General features: G+C 54.6%; 16 protein-coding genes and 3 pseudogenes. 5 read left to right on the top strand and 14 right to left on the bottom strand.

The genetic code is table 11. The annotated features are described in order from the left end of the window. The coding region (locus tag M3P21_RS21345) for a hypothetical protein (protein ID WP_249713450.1) at positions 1-196 on the top strand (196 nt) is incomplete at its 5' end. Here M3P21_RS21345 and M3P21_RS21350 read toward each other — a convergent pair. From M3P21_RS21350 to M3P21_RS21375, 6 genes are all read right to left on the bottom strand, one after another. Continuing rightward, positions 172-1,389 (bottom strand): ABC transporter substrate-binding protein, encoded by a 1,218-nt coding sequence (locus tag M3P21_RS21350; protein ID WP_249713452.1) that lies wholly within the window; start codon positions 1,387-1,389, stop codon positions 172-174. The genes M3P21_RS21345 and M3P21_RS21350 overlap by 25 nt on opposite strands. A gap of 26 nt (positions 1,390-1,415) precedes the next feature. Then, a complete protein-coding gene (locus tag M3P21_RS21355; protein WP_249713454.1) occupies positions 1,416-2,123 on the bottom strand; it encodes an ABC transporter ATP-binding protein in 708 nt (235 codons plus the stop codon). Beyond that, positions 2,113-2,886 carry an ABC transporter ATP-binding protein gene (locus tag M3P21_RS21360; protein ID WP_249713455.1) on the bottom strand — a complete coding sequence of 258 codons (774 nt, stop codon included), beginning with the start codon at positions 2,884-2,886 and terminating at the stop codon, positions 2,113-2,115. The genes M3P21_RS21355 and M3P21_RS21360 overlap by 11 nt, the downstream gene beginning before the upstream one ends. Beyond that, positions 2,883-3,809 (bottom strand): branched-chain amino acid ABC transporter permease, encoded by a 927-nt coding sequence (locus tag M3P21_RS21365; RefSeq protein ID WP_283781099.1) that lies wholly within the window; start codon positions 3,807-3,809, stop codon positions 2,883-2,885. Before M3P21_RS21365 ends, M3P21_RS21360 begins: the two co-directional genes overlap by 4 nt. Next, on the bottom strand, positions 3,806-4,669 hold the full coding sequence (locus M3P21_RS21370) for a branched-chain amino acid ABC transporter permease (RefSeq protein ID WP_249713459.1): 864 nt from the start codon (positions 4,667-4,669) through the stop codon (positions 3,806-3,808). Before M3P21_RS21370 ends, M3P21_RS21365 begins: the two co-directional genes overlap by 4 nt. Before the next feature lie 178 nt (positions 4,670-4,847). Next, positions 4,848-5,363 (bottom strand): MarR family winged helix-turn-helix transcriptional regulator, encoded by a 516-nt coding sequence (locus M3P21_RS21375; protein ID WP_249713461.1) that lies wholly within the window; start codon positions 5,361-5,363, stop codon positions 4,848-4,850. Positions 5,364-5,532: 169 nt separating this feature from the next. Here M3P21_RS21375 and M3P21_RS21380 point away from each other — a divergent pair, with 169 nt between their 5' ends. The 3 genes from M3P21_RS21380 to M3P21_RS21390 are packed head-to-tail and all read left to right on the top strand — an operon-like array spanning position 5,533 to position 9,819. Then, positions 5,533-7,878, top strand: coding sequence for a xanthine dehydrogenase family protein molybdopterin-binding subunit (locus M3P21_RS21380; protein WP_249713464.1), 2,346 nt, complete (start codon positions 5,533-5,535; stop codon positions 7,876-7,878). Further along, entirely contained in the window at positions 7,875-8,708 is an 834-nt protein-coding gene (locus M3P21_RS21385) for an FAD binding domain-containing protein (protein ID WP_249713466.1), read from the top strand. Before M3P21_RS21380 ends, M3P21_RS21385 begins: the two co-directional genes overlap by 4 nt. Next, the gene (locus M3P21_RS21390) at positions 8,701-9,819 is read left to right on the top strand and encodes a 2Fe-2S iron-sulfur cluster-binding protein (RefSeq protein WP_249713468.1); all 1,119 of its coding nucleotides are present in this window, start codon (positions 8,701-8,703) and stop codon (positions 9,817-9,819) included. The genes M3P21_RS21385 and M3P21_RS21390 overlap by 8 nt, the downstream gene beginning before the upstream one ends. 76 nt (positions 9,820-9,895) lie before the next feature. Here the strand turns inward: M3P21_RS21390 and M3P21_RS21395 are convergent. The 7 genes and pseudogenes from M3P21_RS21395 to M3P21_RS21425 all read right to left on the bottom strand — a co-directional run. Then, positions 9,896-9,994 (bottom strand): annotated as a pseudogene (locus tag M3P21_RS21395) (electron transfer flavoprotein subunit alpha/FixB family protein); the annotation flags it as partial. Positions 9,995-10,133: 139 nt separating this feature from the next. Continuing rightward, the gene (locus tag M3P21_RS21400; RefSeq protein ID WP_249713470.1) at positions 10,134-10,955 is read right to left on the bottom strand and encodes a ferredoxin--NADP reductase; all 822 of its coding nucleotides are present in this window, start codon (positions 10,953-10,955) and stop codon (positions 10,134-10,136) included. A 260-nt stretch (positions 10,956-11,215) separates the two neighbouring features. Beyond that, positions 11,216-11,518, bottom strand: a pseudogene (fdxA, locus tag M3P21_RS21405) (ferredoxin FdxA); the annotation flags it as partial. Between the two features lie 49 nt (positions 11,519-11,567). Continuing rightward, a complete protein-coding gene (locus tag M3P21_RS21410; RefSeq protein WP_249713472.1) occupies positions 11,568-12,266 on the bottom strand; it encodes a DUF2848 domain-containing protein in 699 nt (232 codons plus the stop codon). Positions 12,267-12,281: 15 nt separating this feature from the next. Continuing rightward, a complete protein-coding gene (locus M3P21_RS21415; RefSeq protein ID WP_249713475.1) occupies positions 12,282-13,628 on the bottom strand; it encodes an amidase in 1,347 nt (448 codons plus the stop codon). Between the two features lie 49 nt (positions 13,629-13,677). Continuing rightward, positions 13,678-14,055, bottom strand: a complete 378-nt coding sequence (locus M3P21_RS21420; protein ID WP_249713477.1) for a cupin domain-containing protein — start codon at positions 14,053-14,055, stop codon at positions 13,678-13,680. 10 nt (positions 14,056-14,065) lie between these two features. After that, a complete protein-coding gene (locus M3P21_RS21425) occupies positions 14,066-15,406 on the bottom strand; it encodes a 4Fe-4S dicluster-binding protein (RefSeq protein WP_249713479.1) in 1,341 nt (446 codons plus the stop codon). A gap of 142 nt (positions 15,407-15,548) precedes the next feature. Between M3P21_RS21425 and M3P21_RS21430 the strand changes: the two are divergent. Continuing rightward, positions 15,549-16,011: pseudogene (locus tag M3P21_RS21430) on the top strand (acyl-CoA dehydrogenase family protein); the annotation flags it as partial. 59 nt (positions 16,012-16,070) lie between these two features. Here M3P21_RS21430 and M3P21_RS21435 read toward each other — a convergent pair. Next, on the bottom strand, positions 16,071-16,200 hold a 130-nt coding region (locus tag M3P21_RS21435; protein ID WP_249713481.1), incomplete at its 5' end, for an integrase core domain-containing protein.

A 16,200-nucleotide genomic window follows, 5' to 3' on the forward strand; every position in this document is an offset into this window, starting at 1 on the left:
GTTTAGTCCCGGCATCTGGTGGATCGGATTTAGGATGAATCGCTCTGGCTCTGAAGTCCAGATTTTGCATACGTCGCCGGCGAGTTCAATCTCAAGTAAACCCAACGCCAAACAAGCAAAAAAGGCCCCGGCGAATGATCACCGGGGCAGTATTTGGGGAGTTATTTTTCTTTATTCGAAGGCGCTTGCGGGGTAGAATTCCTCGTTCACCCACTCACCTCCTTCTGCGCGCTGAATGGTGTATGCGCCTGCCACCGTGCCGCTGGGATCAAAGACCAGAGGGCCGGACGCACCTTCATAGTTGATGTCCTTGCCTTCATCGAGCGCGGCTTTGCCTTCGGCAAATGACGACACGCTCTCACCGCCGTCCACAACATCACGGATGACAGAGTTGATACCCTCACCAGAACACACCCCGCTGGCTTCCAGCGAAAGAGCAACTAAGTTGATCATATCGAACGAGTTGGCGGCAAATGGGCCGGGGTCTCCGCCAGCCTTATCCTGATGCAGCGCTTCAAATGCCTTGTACTCCATCAATGAGTTGTCAGCATCAGCGAATTCCACATAGGCGCGGCCGTTCAACAGGTCGGCACCGGCTGCATCGAAGATTTCCGGCACGGCCAGATCAGCTGTAAACAGCCATTCGCCTTCAAAGCCGCCTGAGGTGGCTTCCTTGATCACCGTCACACCGGATTCCTGACCTCCAGCCAGATAGATGGCATCAGGTTCATTTGCCAGAACCGAGATCAGTTCGGCCTGATAGGACGGCTGTCCGGGGTTGTAGACAACGAAGTCGGTCAGCTCGATGTCGGCCTCTTCCAGTGTTGTCCGGGCAACCTGAGCAGGAGAGATTGTGGATTCCTCGTTCTGGACTAGGAAAGCGACGCTTTTGTAGCCCTTATCTTTCAGCCACAGTCCAGAAGCCGCCCCGTCGCCCAGATCCGAAGAAACGGTGCGATAGACGTAGTCGCCACCAAGCTCGTTAAGCGTGATCGTGCCTGCATAGGGTGACATCGTCACCGTCTTGGTCCGTTTTGCCAGATCTACAAGCGCCACCATAACCCCCGATGTCGGGCCAAGGATCGCAACCGCATTTTCCGATTCAATCATCTTTGATGCTTCGCGAATACCAACTTCGGGGTTACCGCCAGTGTCGGCCACAACCAGTCGAATGTTGCCGCAGCTTGTACCGCCCACCGCATTGATCTCGTTCGCGCCCAGTTCGACGCTGCCAGCGACGATTTTTCCGAACTCGCCAAGTTCACCGGTCAGCGGGACCAGCACGCCGACTGTGACTTCTTCTGCTGATGCAGCCATGGACGTAGCAACCAATGCGGTCGATGCGACTAATCCCTTGAGGAGCATACTACGTTTTAGCTTGGGTTTCATGTTCACCTCCATGTTGTAAATTTTCCCTAGGCGTGGACCTGTAATAAGACCTCTTCAAGACGGCCCGGTTCGAGAAGAGTTTTGCTTTTGAGTACATCCGCCACCCGCCCGGCATCCAAGACGTAGGCATCTTCGGAAATCGCCAGTATTTTTTCCGGGTTCTGTTCAACCACCCAGGCTATTCCGGTTCCGTCCTGCGCGAGTTCTTCAACCCATCCCACGATGCGGTCCACGAAGATCGGCGCCAATCCGGCCGTGGGTTCATCCAGCAATAGGATGTCCGGTCCGGCCACGAGGGCGGTTGCAATCGCAAGAGTTTGCCGTTCGCCTCCAGAAAGCGTCGATGCCAATTGATTGGAGCGCTCCTGAAGGATCGGAAATCTCTTCAGGACTTCTGCTATCCTTTCAATTGCGCCTTCAAACGCTGCAGCAGATGCGTTCAGGTTGTCACGTACCGACAAGTCCGAAAACACGTTGGCATCCTGTGGAACAAGGCCGACGCCCGCTATGCAAACATGCAGCGGACCGATGCCGTTCAGATGCTGACCATTATGGACAACTTCGCCTTCCATCATCGGCAGATGCCCGGCAATGGTCTTCATCAGTGTGCTTTTTCCCGCACCATTTGGGCCCAGAACTGTCGTAATCTCGCCTGAAGGAACCTTCAGATTGATCCCGTGGAGAATCTGGACCTTTCCGTAGCCGGATTTCAGACCCCTGACTTCAAGCTGCATGTTCGTCTCCCAAATAGGCCGCGACCACTTTGGGATCGGTCTTGATTTCCTGCGGTGTTCCGCTGGACAGAAGTTCGCCTTGCTGCAACACAATGATCTGATCTGCGATACTGAACAAAAAGTGCAGATTGTGCTCGACGACGATCAAAGTGCGCCCTTCTTTGTGCAGGTCCGTTAGAATCTTGCTCAGCTTGCCTTGCAGGCTCGGGTCGACCCCAGCCGTGGGTTCGTCCAGCAAGAGAATCTTGGGATCGCGGATCAGTTGGCGCGCGACTTCAAGCATTCGCAACTCGCCACCTGACAAGTTGGATACGGTTTCTGTAACGCGGTCTTCAAGCCCAACTCTGGTTAGCGCAGCCTTAGCCTTTTCGATCAATGCCGGCTCGCTGCTTCGCCAGCCGCCTAACAACACAGAACGCAGATTTTCGCCGGAAGACTTCGCGCCGACCAAAACATTGTCGAGTACGCTCAACGACATGAAGGCACGTGGCGTCTGGAAGGTTCTGCCAAGGCCCAATGATGCAATGTCGGATGAACGCACGTTCGCCAAATCTGTCCCGGCAAGCACTACTCGACCTGCGGTTGGCTCCAGAACGCCTGAAATCAGGTTGAAGGTCGTCGATTTCCCAGCCCCATTTGGGCCAATCAGACCAACAAAAGACCCTTCTTTGACCGAAAAGCTCAACCCGTCATCGCCGCCGACCGCCTTGAGGCCGCCAAACTGTTTCCGCAGGTTCTCAACGACAAGAAGATCAGAACTCATGGTGTAGCACCTTTCTTGGCAAATCGGGTGAAAGGCTGCCAGCGCAAGATCATGACAAAGATCAAACCGGTCATCATATATTCGACCGAAGCTGCAATCTCAGCGGCGCGCACGGTTTCGAAATGCAACGAGCGCACAACTTCTTCAAACGTGACCAGAGCAAGTGTGCCCAAGATAACGCCTTTGATCGTATGCTCTCCGCCAAGAACCAGCGCGATCCAGACAAAGAAAGTCACTTCGGCGGTGAACAAATCCGGGCTGACCAGCGTCGTGATCATTGCGTAAAGCGCACCGGCAAATCCAATCGGAACGGCAGAGATCACGAAGATTTCGAAGCGCAGCCGATGCACATCCTTGCCGACCGCTTCGGCGGCAACCTCGTCGTCGCGCACAGCATCGACAGCCCGCCCATAAGGTGAAGCCAGGATACGACGGCACAAAAGTGAAGTCAGTATCAACAACAGCACTGCCGACAGCATGAAGCCATAGTTCTCGGACAATCCTATCGCCGAGAAGTCCGGCCGATCGACATTGGACAAACCGACGCTGCCATTGCCGATGCGTCGTTCGTTCAAGAGAAAGGAGTGCAGCACCTCGGCAAAAGCAAATGTCGTCAATGCCAGATATTCGCCCCTGAGCCGCAGCGTCGGCCAACCAGTGATAATAGCAAACAGCAGCGATGCAACACCTGCTGCGATAAAACCGATCCACCATGGTGCGTCAAAGCCAAACAGATACTGGTCCAAGCCCTTGGGTGGTTCCTGTGTGAAAATGGCATAAGCATACGCGCCTGCAGCAAAATAGGCGACGGTACCAAAATTGATCATACCGCCACGTGCATATTGCAGGTTCAGGCAGACGGTCATGACCGAAAACAGGCACCCATATGTCAGGACGGTCAGAAAGAGTTGCTCGAAATTCATGATTTACTCCTCCCTGAAAGACCTTCCGGACGCACCAGAAGAACAACAATCACCACTGCAAAAGCGATAAGGGGTCGATATCCGGCCGGGATAAAATAAACTGACATATCCATTGCCACGCCCACAATTAAGCCGGACAGAAGTACACTGTAGAGTGAACCTAATCCTGCCAGGATTGCGACTGCCAGGATCTGCAGGATCTGATGAAACGCGATGTCAGTAGATAACGTAGCGATCATCGCCAGCATGACACCTGCCAGCCCGGCCAAACCTGACGCGACCAGCCAAGTGGCACGAGAGGTCTTTTGCACGTCAATGCCCCGGGACGCAGCAAGTGCAGGATTGTCCGCCATTGCTCGGATCGCAAGCCCTGTTTTCGTCTTGTTGAGGAAAAGCGCCAGGGAAATCCCTGTCAAAGCGGCCAAACCAACAACTATCATCTGATAGTCGGTTATTCTAACGCCGAGGAACTTGTAAGTCGTGGCCAGAGGGATATCCAGAGACCGGATTCCGGTACCCACTATCCCATCAATCGCGCCACCGATGACGTAGGCGACACCAACAGAGCTGATCAGCAAAACTGCGGGGCCGAGATTTCTGATTGGATCGTAAACAAGGCGGCCAATGAACAACCCAAGGAACGCAGTTGCAACGATTGCGACAATCGCGGCTGGCAAAAATGGCCACCCGGCTTGCGTGTTCAACCCCCATGCAATGAATGCCGAGACACCCAGCATCTCGGCATGTGCGATATTCAGAAAGCCCTCGACACGCCGTGTCAGTGAGAAGCCGATGGTGGCGAGGATCAAGAAACACCCTGTTACGATCCCCGTCACAAAATACTGAGCGATGAGTGTCATTGACCCCGCTCTCCGTTGCTCGCTGCGAAGCATCTGGCGCTCCGGCATTGCTTGCTATTGTTCACAGGCAACTTCCTCCCATCTTTTTAGGAAGTATGCTACGTTATTTTTCAAACGTAAACGCTTTTCTGAAACCTCACCAAAGCGCACCCTGTCCGGGGGGACTATTCTGTTATCTTCAGTTCACTCCAAGCGGCGCCCGGCTGGCGTCATTGTTGGCTTCAACCAATTTCTTCAGGATTCGCTCCAATTCTGCGAGTTCTTCCTCTGTGAGTGGAGCAACCAGCTTGGCTTGCGCCCGGGCCATTTTAGGGCGGACATTTTCGACGAATTCAGCGCCTTTTGGCGTGATGCAAATCACGCGAGCGCGCTTATCGACTTCAGAGCGGTTTCTGTGCAAAAGCCCGCGCCGTTCCAGTCGCTTTATCACATCGGCACCACTAACCCTGTCGACACCAACGGACATTGATAAGGTAAGTTGGTCCATTTCAACCCCACTGGCCAAAACTGAAAGCATGCCAAATTGGACAGGCGTTACATCCTCGTCCTTGCATTCCTCCGCAAACAGCCCCAGATGAATCTGATGAAGCCTGCGGATCAGATATCCGGGGCGGTTCCAGAGCTCGCGAAACTTGCGGTTCTTGAGCGACTTGTTTTTGGTTTCCTGCAAAGCGACTGCTTTTTTTTCTTCCATTCCGTTTCCGCTCGTTGGCCGGTTTCAAAAGGACGTATGCCATAATCGGTGGGCGTCCATCCGTTGTCTAGACGCTTGCACAACGTAGTATACTGCGTAAACTACGTTACGCACGTCTGTAGTTTATGTCAAAACAGACGAGCAAAATCGACCGGGATGGAGTAGCAAAGTGGGAACTGGAATTGGGGCACGTGTTGCCAGGAAGGAAGATGCGAGACTGCTGAGTGGCCAAGCTAAGTTTGTCAGGGATCTTAAGTTTCCAAGGTTGCTCGAAGCCGCTTATGTTCGCAGCCCCCTGGCGCATGGCCGTCTAAAGTCCGTCACAATCCCGGAGAAATACAAGGATCGTGTATTCACGGCTTCGAATCTATCGGATGTGCTGCCTATCAGGCCAGAGTCGACGCTGCCCGGTTACAAAGCCTCACAACAATACCCGCTCGTAAAGGACAAAGTTCGCTTTGTAGGCGAATGCATTGCAATCTGCGTTGCCCCGACGCGGGCCGAGGCAGAGGATATCGCCGAGCAAGTGATTGTTGATATCGATCCCCTGCCCCCGTTGGTCAACGCCTCGGATGCAAAGACGCGCGATGCGCCGCGGTTGCACGACGACTGGGACGATAATCTCTTTCTAACCACGGCCTTCGACGGAGATCTGGAGTTCGCTGAAAAGAACGCGACAGTCGTTATTGAACGTGAATACAACACTGCGCGCCAATGCATGAACCCGATGGAAGGCAAAGGGACGCTCAGCTATTGGGATGACAAAGCCGGCCAACTGGTCGTTTACACGTCTACTCAGGTTCCACATCTGATCCGAACGGGCATCGCCCAGTATCTACAAATGGATCAGGGACAAGTACGTGTCATCGCACCAGATGTAGGCGGCGGGTTTGGATACAAATGCGTGCTCCAACCCGAAGAACTCTCGGTTTCGTGGGTGGCGCGGAAGCTCAAGCGGCCGGTACGCTGGGTCGAGGATCGCCGAGAGCATTTGGTTGCCGGAGCAAACACGCGTCAGCATCACTACAAGCTCAAAGCCTATGCTGATGATCGCGGCAAATTGCTGGGTATAGATGCAGAAATCACCGTCGATATCGGCGCCTATTCTGTTTGGCCATTCACCGCATGTCTTGAAGCCGCGCAGGCAGGAGGCAATCTCCCGGGCCCTTACGCATTGGAAGGATACCGTTGCAAAACCTACTCGGTCGCGACCAATAAACCGGGGTTCACACCTTACCGGGGGGTGGCGCGACCGGGTGTTTGTTTTGCCATGGAATTGACAATCGACGCCATCGCCCGTGCGGTTGGTCGAGAGCCCGCAGATGTCAGACGCGAGAACCTCGTTCCCGGTTCCGCAATGCCCTACACGAATGTCACGGGCAAGTTCTATGACAGTGGCGACTATCAGCACAGTGTAACAGAAGCGGCCAGGGCAATCGGGCTTGAGGACTTCCGCAAACGGCAGAAAGAAGCGCGGACGCAGGGACGTTTTCTTGGTTTGGGCTTTGGAACTTTCACGGAACAATCGGCTCATGGCACAAAAGTCTTTGCCGCATGGGGGCTGCCGCTTGTCCCAGGATATGAGCAGGCCATGGTGAAACTCACCCCCTCCGGCTCGGTCGAGGTTCGCTCTGGCAACCATAGTTTTGGACAGGGGTTGGAGACAACGATTGCCCAAGTCGCAAGCGAATGGCTCACTGTGGACATCGACAAGATCAATGTCTTGATGGGCGATACAGGCATGACCCCCTACTCAACCGGTGCCTATGCCTCGCGCGGGATGGTCATGGCCGGAGGGGCGGTGTCGAAGGCGGCCGAAGAGCTGGTGAAGCGGATCAAGATCCATGCGTCCCATCTGTTGCAGTGCGACGCCAAAGACGTTGCTTTGAAAGACGGCAAGGCCTTGAGCGGCGCGGCCAGTGTCGATTTTGCAGACATAGCCCGTGCCTGGTATTTGCGCCCCGATCAACTGGACGAAGATGTGGATACGGCCGGGCTGGAAGTGACCCAAGGGTACAAGCCCGACATCGATACGGGTGTTTTCACCTATGCCACCCATGCCGCCATCGTCGAGGTCGATCCGGAAACAGGCAAGGTCTCTTTCGAAGACTACTACGTTTTCGAAGATTGCGGTCGGCGTGTGAATCCCCTGATCCTTGAAGGGCAAACATATGGCGGCGCGGCGCAGGGCATAGGCACGGCATTGTTCGAAGAAGTGCTGTATGATCCAAGCGGCCAGCCCCTGACCTCCACCCTTGCCGACTATATCCTGCCCGGCCCCGCCGAATTGCCGCATTTTCGTCTAGAGCACAGCGAAACGCCCTCACCCTATACGCGGCACGGGATCAAAGGCGTCGGAGAAGGGGCCGCAATTGCCCCCGGCGGTGCGGTATTGAATGCGATAAACGATGCGCTCGAACCGCTTGGGGTTGAGCTCAACGAGCTTCCCGCCACACCCCATAAAATTCTGTCTGCGATCATGGACGCCGACCGTCCAGAGGAGGTTGCCGGATGAAACCTGTCGGATTTCAGTTTGCGCAACCTGACACGCTTGCCGAAGCGATGCAGATGCTTCGTGATGTGAGCGAAGACACAAAAATAATGTCGGGCGGGCAATCACTTGGGCCAATGTTGAACCTCAGGCTTGCCAGACCCGAGAAGATTATCAGCATTGCCGGATTATCTGAATTGCGAGAGGTGGACGAGGGCGAGGGTTTTATCGAATTCGGAACTGCATTGCGCCATGCCGAATTTGAAGACGGATCTTTGCCAGAGCCCATCAGCGGTATGATGCGCCACGTTGCCAAAGGCATTGCCTACCGCGCCGTGCGCAACCGTGGCACCATCGGCGGGAGCCTCTGCCACGCCGATCCCGCAGCCGATTGGATAACAGCCTTGACGGCGCTTGGTGCAACTGTCCGCATGGTGTCAGCACAAGGCGATACGCGCGATGTCGACATGACCCGCTTTATTCACGGCGCTTATCGGACAGAACTAAACAGCGATGAACTCCTCAAATCCGTCATTCTGCCGCGATACAGTTCGTCCGCTGTTTGGGGCTACTACAAAACGTGCCGAAAAGTAGGCGAGTTCGCGGATGCCATAGCCTCTTGGGTCGCCGACCCGAAGAAACGTTACTCGCGCGTGGTTTTTGGTGCGACCGCAGGGGCACCGATTGTGTCAATTCCTCTCAGCCGTCAAATCGCAGTGACCGGGATAGTTCCCAGTAAAGAGGTCATCAAAGCTGAACTTGAGCGGCTCGCGCCCGATCTTGATCGGGTCAAGAAACACCTTCTCGCCGTTGCTCTTCAACGGTGCACCAAACAGGCACTCAATCATGACTGAGACGATTTGCATAAACGTCAATGGCGAGGAATTTACAGCGACCGTTCCGCCGCGCACCCAACTCGCCGAAGTTCTGCGCGACCATCTGCACCTGACTGGCACGCATCTGGGGTGTGAACAAGGTGTATGCGGGGCCTGCACCGTCATGATGGACGGGCGTCCGGTGCGTTCTTGCATCACATTCGCCGGACACTGCGATGGAGCTACCATCCAAACGATCGAAGGCGGTGATGATCCCCTTGGGCAAATGCTCACCGAAGCATTTTCTCGCCATCACGCTTTGCAATGTGGGTTCTGCACACCGGGAATGCTGGCAACATCCCGTGATATCCTGACCCGCTTCTCGAATCCCGACGAAGCGTTGGTTCGACACGAACTCAGCGGCAATATCTGCAGATGTACGGGGTATCAGGGCATCGTCGCAGCCATAATGGATGTTGGGTCCCAAATTGACACATGCGATCAAACCCGGACTGATGACATTCGACGTGCCGCCTTCACCCCTTTTGAGCCCGAGGAAAACCTCAACGCCGCACCCGATCCTGCGACTGCCGGATCGGTTGTGCAGGACAAAGACTGGACCGTCATCACGCGAAGCTTTGGCCTAAATCACCCCGTCGGTGACGTTTGGGATCTATTTTCTGATGTGTCACGTGTTGCATCTTGCGTTCCCGGTGCTTCCGTTGCGGAAGTGACCGAAGAAACGTTTTCAGGCGCAATTGAAGTGTCCTTTGGCCCGATCAAAGCCCGGTTTGGCGGCAAGGGTACCTACGCAAATAATTTGCAATCTCGTAAAGGGCACCTATCGGGCAGCGGTGCAGACAAGAACGGCCAATCCAACGTGAGGGGCGAGCTTCACTATGATATTGTTAAAAAAACCGAAGATACTTCGACGGTAGATGTGGAGTTCCGGTTTAATGTTCAGGGCGTACTTGCGCAGTTCAATCGACCTGAGCTTGTGACTGGTTTTGTGGACTTTTTGCTTCAAAGATTCGTGGCAAACTGCAATTCGGTGCTATCGGGCGGAACCGCCACATCTGAACACAAGATAGGTGCATTCTCCCTTGCCGTGGCAGTGATAAAGTCGTGGTTTAAACGCAGGAAAACATGAATTCGCAATAAAGACAAAACAAGGGCCGCTCACGCAAACCTTGTTTGCCAATTTTTCCAATCTCAACCGAACCCGCTTAGCCCTGTTTTTCGGTCAGTTCAGGCACGGTCAGGAACAGGTTGGTGAGCAGACCGTAATCGGCAACCTGGAAGATCGGTGACTCTTCATCTGAACTGCCCCTTGTTGCAGGAGACCCAGAAGTAAGAATACTGGGTCATGGGAAAGACGAAGAACGGAACACGAGATCCAGAAGAACTGCGCCAACAACGCCTATTCTCATAATTCCCCCACTGGATTCGGGCCGCATCAATAATCTAGTCGACGAACGCTCGTTCGACGACATATTCGCCGGGTCGACTATTTGCACCTTCATTAAAGCCTTGCGCCTCAAGGATTCCCTTGAGGTCCATGTTCAACCCCATGGATCCGCAAATCATGATCCGATCGGTGGCAGGGTCGAGTTTGGGCACTCCGAGATCCGCAAGCAACTTGCCGGATTTCATGAGATCGGTAATTCGGCCCATTCTCGGGGATTCTTCGCGTGTCGTTGTCGCATAGCGAACAAATTTCTCGCGCGCTTCTTCACCTACAAGAGGATCTTCCATCAATCTGCGTTCAAGATCCGCACCGTATTCCAGTTCACTGTTCAATCGGCAGGTCTGGGTCAGTATGACGTGATCGTATTTCTCGTAGGTTTCCGGGTCGCGCATCAGGCTGGCAAAAGGCGCGACGCCGGTTCCCGTAGACAGCATCCACAGGCGCTTGCCAGGCAGCAATGCGTCAATAACCAACGTCCCGGTTGGTTTGGTTTTGACAATGACCTGGTCGCCGGGTTGAATTCTTTGAAGCCTTGAGGTCAGGGGGCCGTCCTGAACCTTTATCGAATAGAACTCCAGTTCTTCGTCCCAGAAAGGAGATGCGATAGAATAGGCGCGCAATATCGGTTTTTGTTTTCCGGTTTCCGGGTTCGGATCATCCATCAGACCGATCATCACAAACTCACCAGAGCGAAATCGAAAGCTGGCCGGACGCGAAACCCGAAAGGAAAACAGCCGGTCGTCCCAGTGCTTGACGCTCAATACTGTTTGCCCGTCAGGCAAGTTGGCCGCTGTCAGAGCGGGGGCAGTTGCGGTCATCGATATCTCCTATTGAAGTGAGTGGCCTAGCCGGATTGCTTTTCTGATTGGATGCGAAGGCCATCATGCTCGGTTCCGTCAGATTCGAGTGATGGTCTGGGGTCGAGCCGGATGGTCTCCTGGCCTTCACGTTTCCCTACCGACAACTGCGCACCATCAACCTCATAGATCTCAGCGCCTTCGAATTCAGGCTTTTCGCCGGGGTCGTAAGTGGGTTTTGTCGCGTTTGGTGCCGTGGGTTCTTGCCCGGTGATCAACAAGGCGGCTTTGTCCGATTTGCCGTTCCATTCTTCCGCATCTGCGGGAACATCGCCGATTTCCGTGATATTTGGCCAGATCTCAGCATATTTCGTGTTGATGGCCAGCCATTCGTCCAGCCCTGTTTCTGTGTCTGGTTTGATCGCATCGGCAGGGCATTCCGGTTCGCACACCCCACAATCGATGCACTCGTCCGGGTGGATAACAAGGAAGTTCTCGCCCTCGTAAAAGCAATCGACAGGGCAGACGGCCACGCAGTCCTGAAATTTACAGTTGATGCAGTTCTCTGTGACGATGTAAGTCATGTATCTTTCCTTTTGGGGCGCATACTTCGTATACGCCCAAAAAAACACCTTATCCTTTGATTGGAACGGGAATTACATCATAGCTGTGCCTGATCGAGCGACCCAGAACGGGGTCGGCAAGTTCAAGTGTAAACCGATCCGAATAGCGAACACCGCCGATGGCACCGCAGGTTCCACCAAACAGCAGAGTGCCTTCAATCAGATCGTCGCCTTCATCCCTGAGATGTCCCAGAAGCTCTTGTGGGGACAACAGCCCGGCCACCGTCCCCTCTTGGTAGACGACATCTTCGCCGCTTTCCCGGATCGTCGCGCGGATCCGGATCTGGTCCCAATGGTCCTCGACCTCGTCCAGGGGCCAGAACTCGTTTGCCAGTGGTTTGTCGCAAAGCTGTTTGGCAACGGTTATTCCCATATGCTCGTACACCCGATCCGTATGATCCGATGCTGCGCCAACCCAAATCCGGCCCGCATGTTTGATGAGCGTATATTCAACCTCGCCACTTGACCCATCGCCGATGACTTCGATCGCCTGGGCCCCAGTCAAACGGGAAACACCAACACGGTAGAACATCGGTGTCTTTGCAGGGGCCTGCACCCCGATCTTGGCCAGTTCATCAATGTGATGCTGCAATGCCGCCTTGTCGCGTCCGGTCCACCCACCAACGACGGCACGGTCGAACGTCAATGTGGCCTCTTCACTGCCGTCCTTGCTAGTCAGCTTTGCGGAGATTTGAATTGATGGTTTCATCTTGTTTCCCTGTAATTATCGGCCACGAATGACCTGCTCCAATCCGCGAGCCACAGAGAGCAGCTTGCGGTCATGGCCGCGCGCGCCAAACAGCATGAGGCCGACCGGTAGGGATCCACTGGCATGACACGGGATTGAAATTGCCGGTACGTCGAGGAAGTTGCCGACGGCGGTGTTGCGCAGGCACAAAAGGTTCACCGCGTTCGAGTGATCCTGATCCTGCAACTCATCGAGAGTCGGGGGCACGATCTGCACCGTCGGCAGGACCAGCGCGTCAAATTGTTCCTGCTTTTCATCGACCAACGCTTGCATATGTGTTCGCTCTTGCCCGACCTCGATGTAGTCGGCGGCCGTCTGGGATTTGCCCGCACCAAACCGGTCGCGAACCCATGGGTCATAGAATTCTGCACGGGTTTCCAAGAGGTTCTTGTGCCATGCGTAAGCGTCCGCTCCGACAAAGCCGCCCTTGCTATTGATTTCGGGCAAACGCGACAATTGTGGGATGTCCAATGGCGTAAGGCGTACGCCTCGATGCGATAACCGCGTTAGCGCGTCCTGATAGGCGCGGGCGACGACTTCATCCATCTTTTCCGTCACATAGCCTTCAAGCACACCCAGCCTGATCCCGCCTTCGGGGAAGGATTCCACGTCATCGCCGTGCCCATCTGACAAAATTGAATCTAGTACAGCTGCGCAGGACACGCTGGTGGTGAAAGGTCCGACACAATCCAGTGTCCGAGACAGCGGGACAGCGCCGCGTTTGGACACACGCGTCGACGTCGGCTTGAAACCGACAGTTCCACAAAACGCGGCGGGAATACGGCAGGAGCCGCCGGTATCCGTTCCGATGGCCGCGGGAACCATTTCCTGGTTTACGGCCACTGCCGCACCGGAGGACGATCCACCGGGGACACGCGGCATTTCAGTGTCGCAAGGGTTTTCCGGCGTGCCGAAATGTGCGTTCACGCCCAGACCAGAGTACGCAAACTCGGTCATATTGTTCTTGCCGACAATAACGAAACCCGCCCTGCGCAGGTTCCGCACGATATCAGCGTCCTGGTCGGCCGGGGCATTCTCATCCAACACCCGCGACCCGGCGCGCGTTACTTCGCCTTGCACATCAAACAAGTCCTTGATGGCAATTGGAATGCCTGCATGAGGCGGTAATTTTATTCCGGCCTGACGACCTCTGTCGACCCAATCTGCCTGTACTCGCGCAGCATCTTTGTAAGTCGAGAGAAAAGCCTTTGAGCCTTTCTCGGCTGCAGCATCGATTGCTGCAAAAGACTCCTCTACAAGATCGCGGCTACGCAACTTGCCAGTGCGCAGCTTGCGCGACAAATCAGTGATATTCTGGATCAAATCGCCTGCCTCCTGTGGTGGCCAGGGCTGAGCGCCCCGGCCCGTAAGGTCATTGAGGATCGTAGTAGTGCTGCTCCAGCAGCAGGCAGCCTTCCTCGGTCCGGAAAGGCCCATGCGGAACATGCGGCGGGCGCACACAATAGGTGAACGGGCCAAAGCGTTCGCCACCCTCATTGCCCTCATTGCCGACCCACATATCTCCTTCGATCACAAAGACTTCTTCCCAGTAGTCATGCTCGAAGGGAACGGTTGTGTAGGTGCCCGGTTCAAACTTCAGCAGCCGGGTCCACCCACCCTGGCGGTTCTCCATGTCAAGATGGCCAGACAGGACCTTTTGCTTGATACCGCTCGGATAGCCCGGAGGAGTCACCCAACCGTCATTCATGTCGAGCTGAAAAAACTCGCGGTGTTCTTTGTTTATCGCCATATTGATCTCCTTATTCGGCAGGCTCGCTGTTGAATTTGGGGCTATCCCTGCGGATCGTTTCCATGTTGTTGCGATTGGTTTTGAACTTGTCGTGTTCGAAGGTGCCGTCGGGAATGTTGAAGAAGCCCTGATCGAACTGCGCAGGGGCCGTTTCCTTCATTTCGATGGAGTCAAACGGACATACATCCAGACACAGTTCGCAACCGATGCAATTGCCTGCGTGAACGTCGATCTTACCTTCCGGATTTTGCGACAGCGCCTCATAGAAGCAGACCTGAACACAGATGTTGCAGGTCGGGTTCTTGCAGGTCTCGTCATTCACGACCGCATATACGCGGTTCTTGGAAAACTGTTCGGAATAGTCCTTGACCGAGTTCTTGGTTGCGATCCCGATCATTTCATCGACCGAGCTATATCCATGCTCGTCCATGAAGGTTTCGACGCCTTCGATCATTTTCGGCAACCATTTGATGCCCTTGACCATCAGGATGGACCCGACCTGTACGATGCTCGACCCGGCCATGATGAATTCGATGATGTCTTTGTGATCAAAGATGCCGTTCGAGCCGGTGATCGGCATGCCCAGTTCTTCGTGAATCTTGTGGACCCACCGAAGTGACAGGGGCTTAACCCATGTTCCGCCGATTCCGGCGGGGCCACCGATGCGGGGCTGGCCGGTTTCGATGTCCACGACAAATCCGGTGTGGCGGTTGATTGCGGTGACAGCAGCGGCACCGGCGTCTTTGACGGCCGCTGCGATTTCAAGAGGCTTGGATTGGTCAGGTGTCAATTTGACCACAACAGGGATATCGACGGATTCACAGACCTGCCGCGTCACTTCAAAGGCGACTTCCGGCTCTTGACCGATCATGGATCCGCCATGCACGCCAGGCATCATCGCGGGGTGAGGACAGCCGAAATTGAGCTCGACCATCGGCAGGCCGCAATCTTCGATGGTTCGACAGATGTCCTTCCATCCGTTGATGTCCTTGGCTCCGGCGCTGCCAATCAGGTGCGCACCCCGTTCCGCCGCATATTTTTGCGTTTCGATCAGATCGGGAACCCAATCCTTGTAATATGTGCTCGAATAACCAGACCGGCTGTAGAAAACGAAATCCCGCGCGGCCTTGCCCCGGATGATATCGCCCTTGGAATTCATGACGCAGTATTTCGAATTCTGCGTCAGACGCGCCATGTCTTCGATATCAGTCAGGGTTTTGATGATCGCACCCGAAGCCCCGTAGTCGAAACACTGCTTCATCAGGTCCGGGCTGTTGGTCGTTTCGAGCGATGCGATGACCACCGGGTTTTTGAACTTCACTCCGCAGAAGTCCAAGCTCATGTCAGCCATATTATGTCTCCTTGGTCGTTTCTCTTTGCCTGGGGCTATCACCCGACACGGCGGACGCACCGGCTGAGCAGCTTCTCTTTGATTCAAACTATAGGTAGTATACGTCCTAATATCAATCCCTCATTTCCCCCTGGAGAGTCCTATGAACTTAAGCCTTAATAGTGCCCCTGCCCTTTTCAAGTTTCCGGTGGGATGATCCATTCCTGATTGAGGAATACCTCGTCGTAGACGAAAGAATGATTCGAGATGCCGCCCGCGCCTATGCAAAGGACAGGTTGATGTCCCGGGTGACAGAAGCCTTCGCCAACGAAGAGTCAGACCCAGCAAAATTTCGTGAAATGGGTGAGATGGGTCTGCTGGGCACCATGATCCCCGAGGAATATGACGGCATCGGTTCCAGTTATGTCACTTATGGTCTGGTCGCGCGCGAGGTTGAACGAGTCGACAGCGGCTATCGCTCGATGATGTCTGTGCAGTCCAGTCTGGTGATGTATCCGATATACGCGTACGGCACGGAATAGCCGCGAAAGAAATACCTGCCGAACCTAGCCAGCAGTGAATTCATCTGCTGTTTTGGTCTGACCGAACCTGACGCAGGTTCAGAGAGGTGGTCCTGTTTTTTCGACCAGTTTGCAGCCTTGTTAAGATGGATCAGGGTTTCATTTCAGGCTGCTAATCTCACTGGTTCTGTTCTGGTTTCATATGCCTCTTCCGGGGTCAAGATGCCGTGGGTCGAGTGCGGGCGCTCAGAGTTGTAGTAGGCCAGCCACTTTCCAATTCCAGCGCGTGCGTCT

The sequence above is a fragment of the Ruegeria spongiae genome, assembly GCF_023502395.1.
Taxonomy (GTDB): domain Bacteria; phylum Pseudomonadota; class Alphaproteobacteria; order Rhodobacterales; family Rhodobacteraceae; genus Ruegeria_C; species Ruegeria_C spongiae.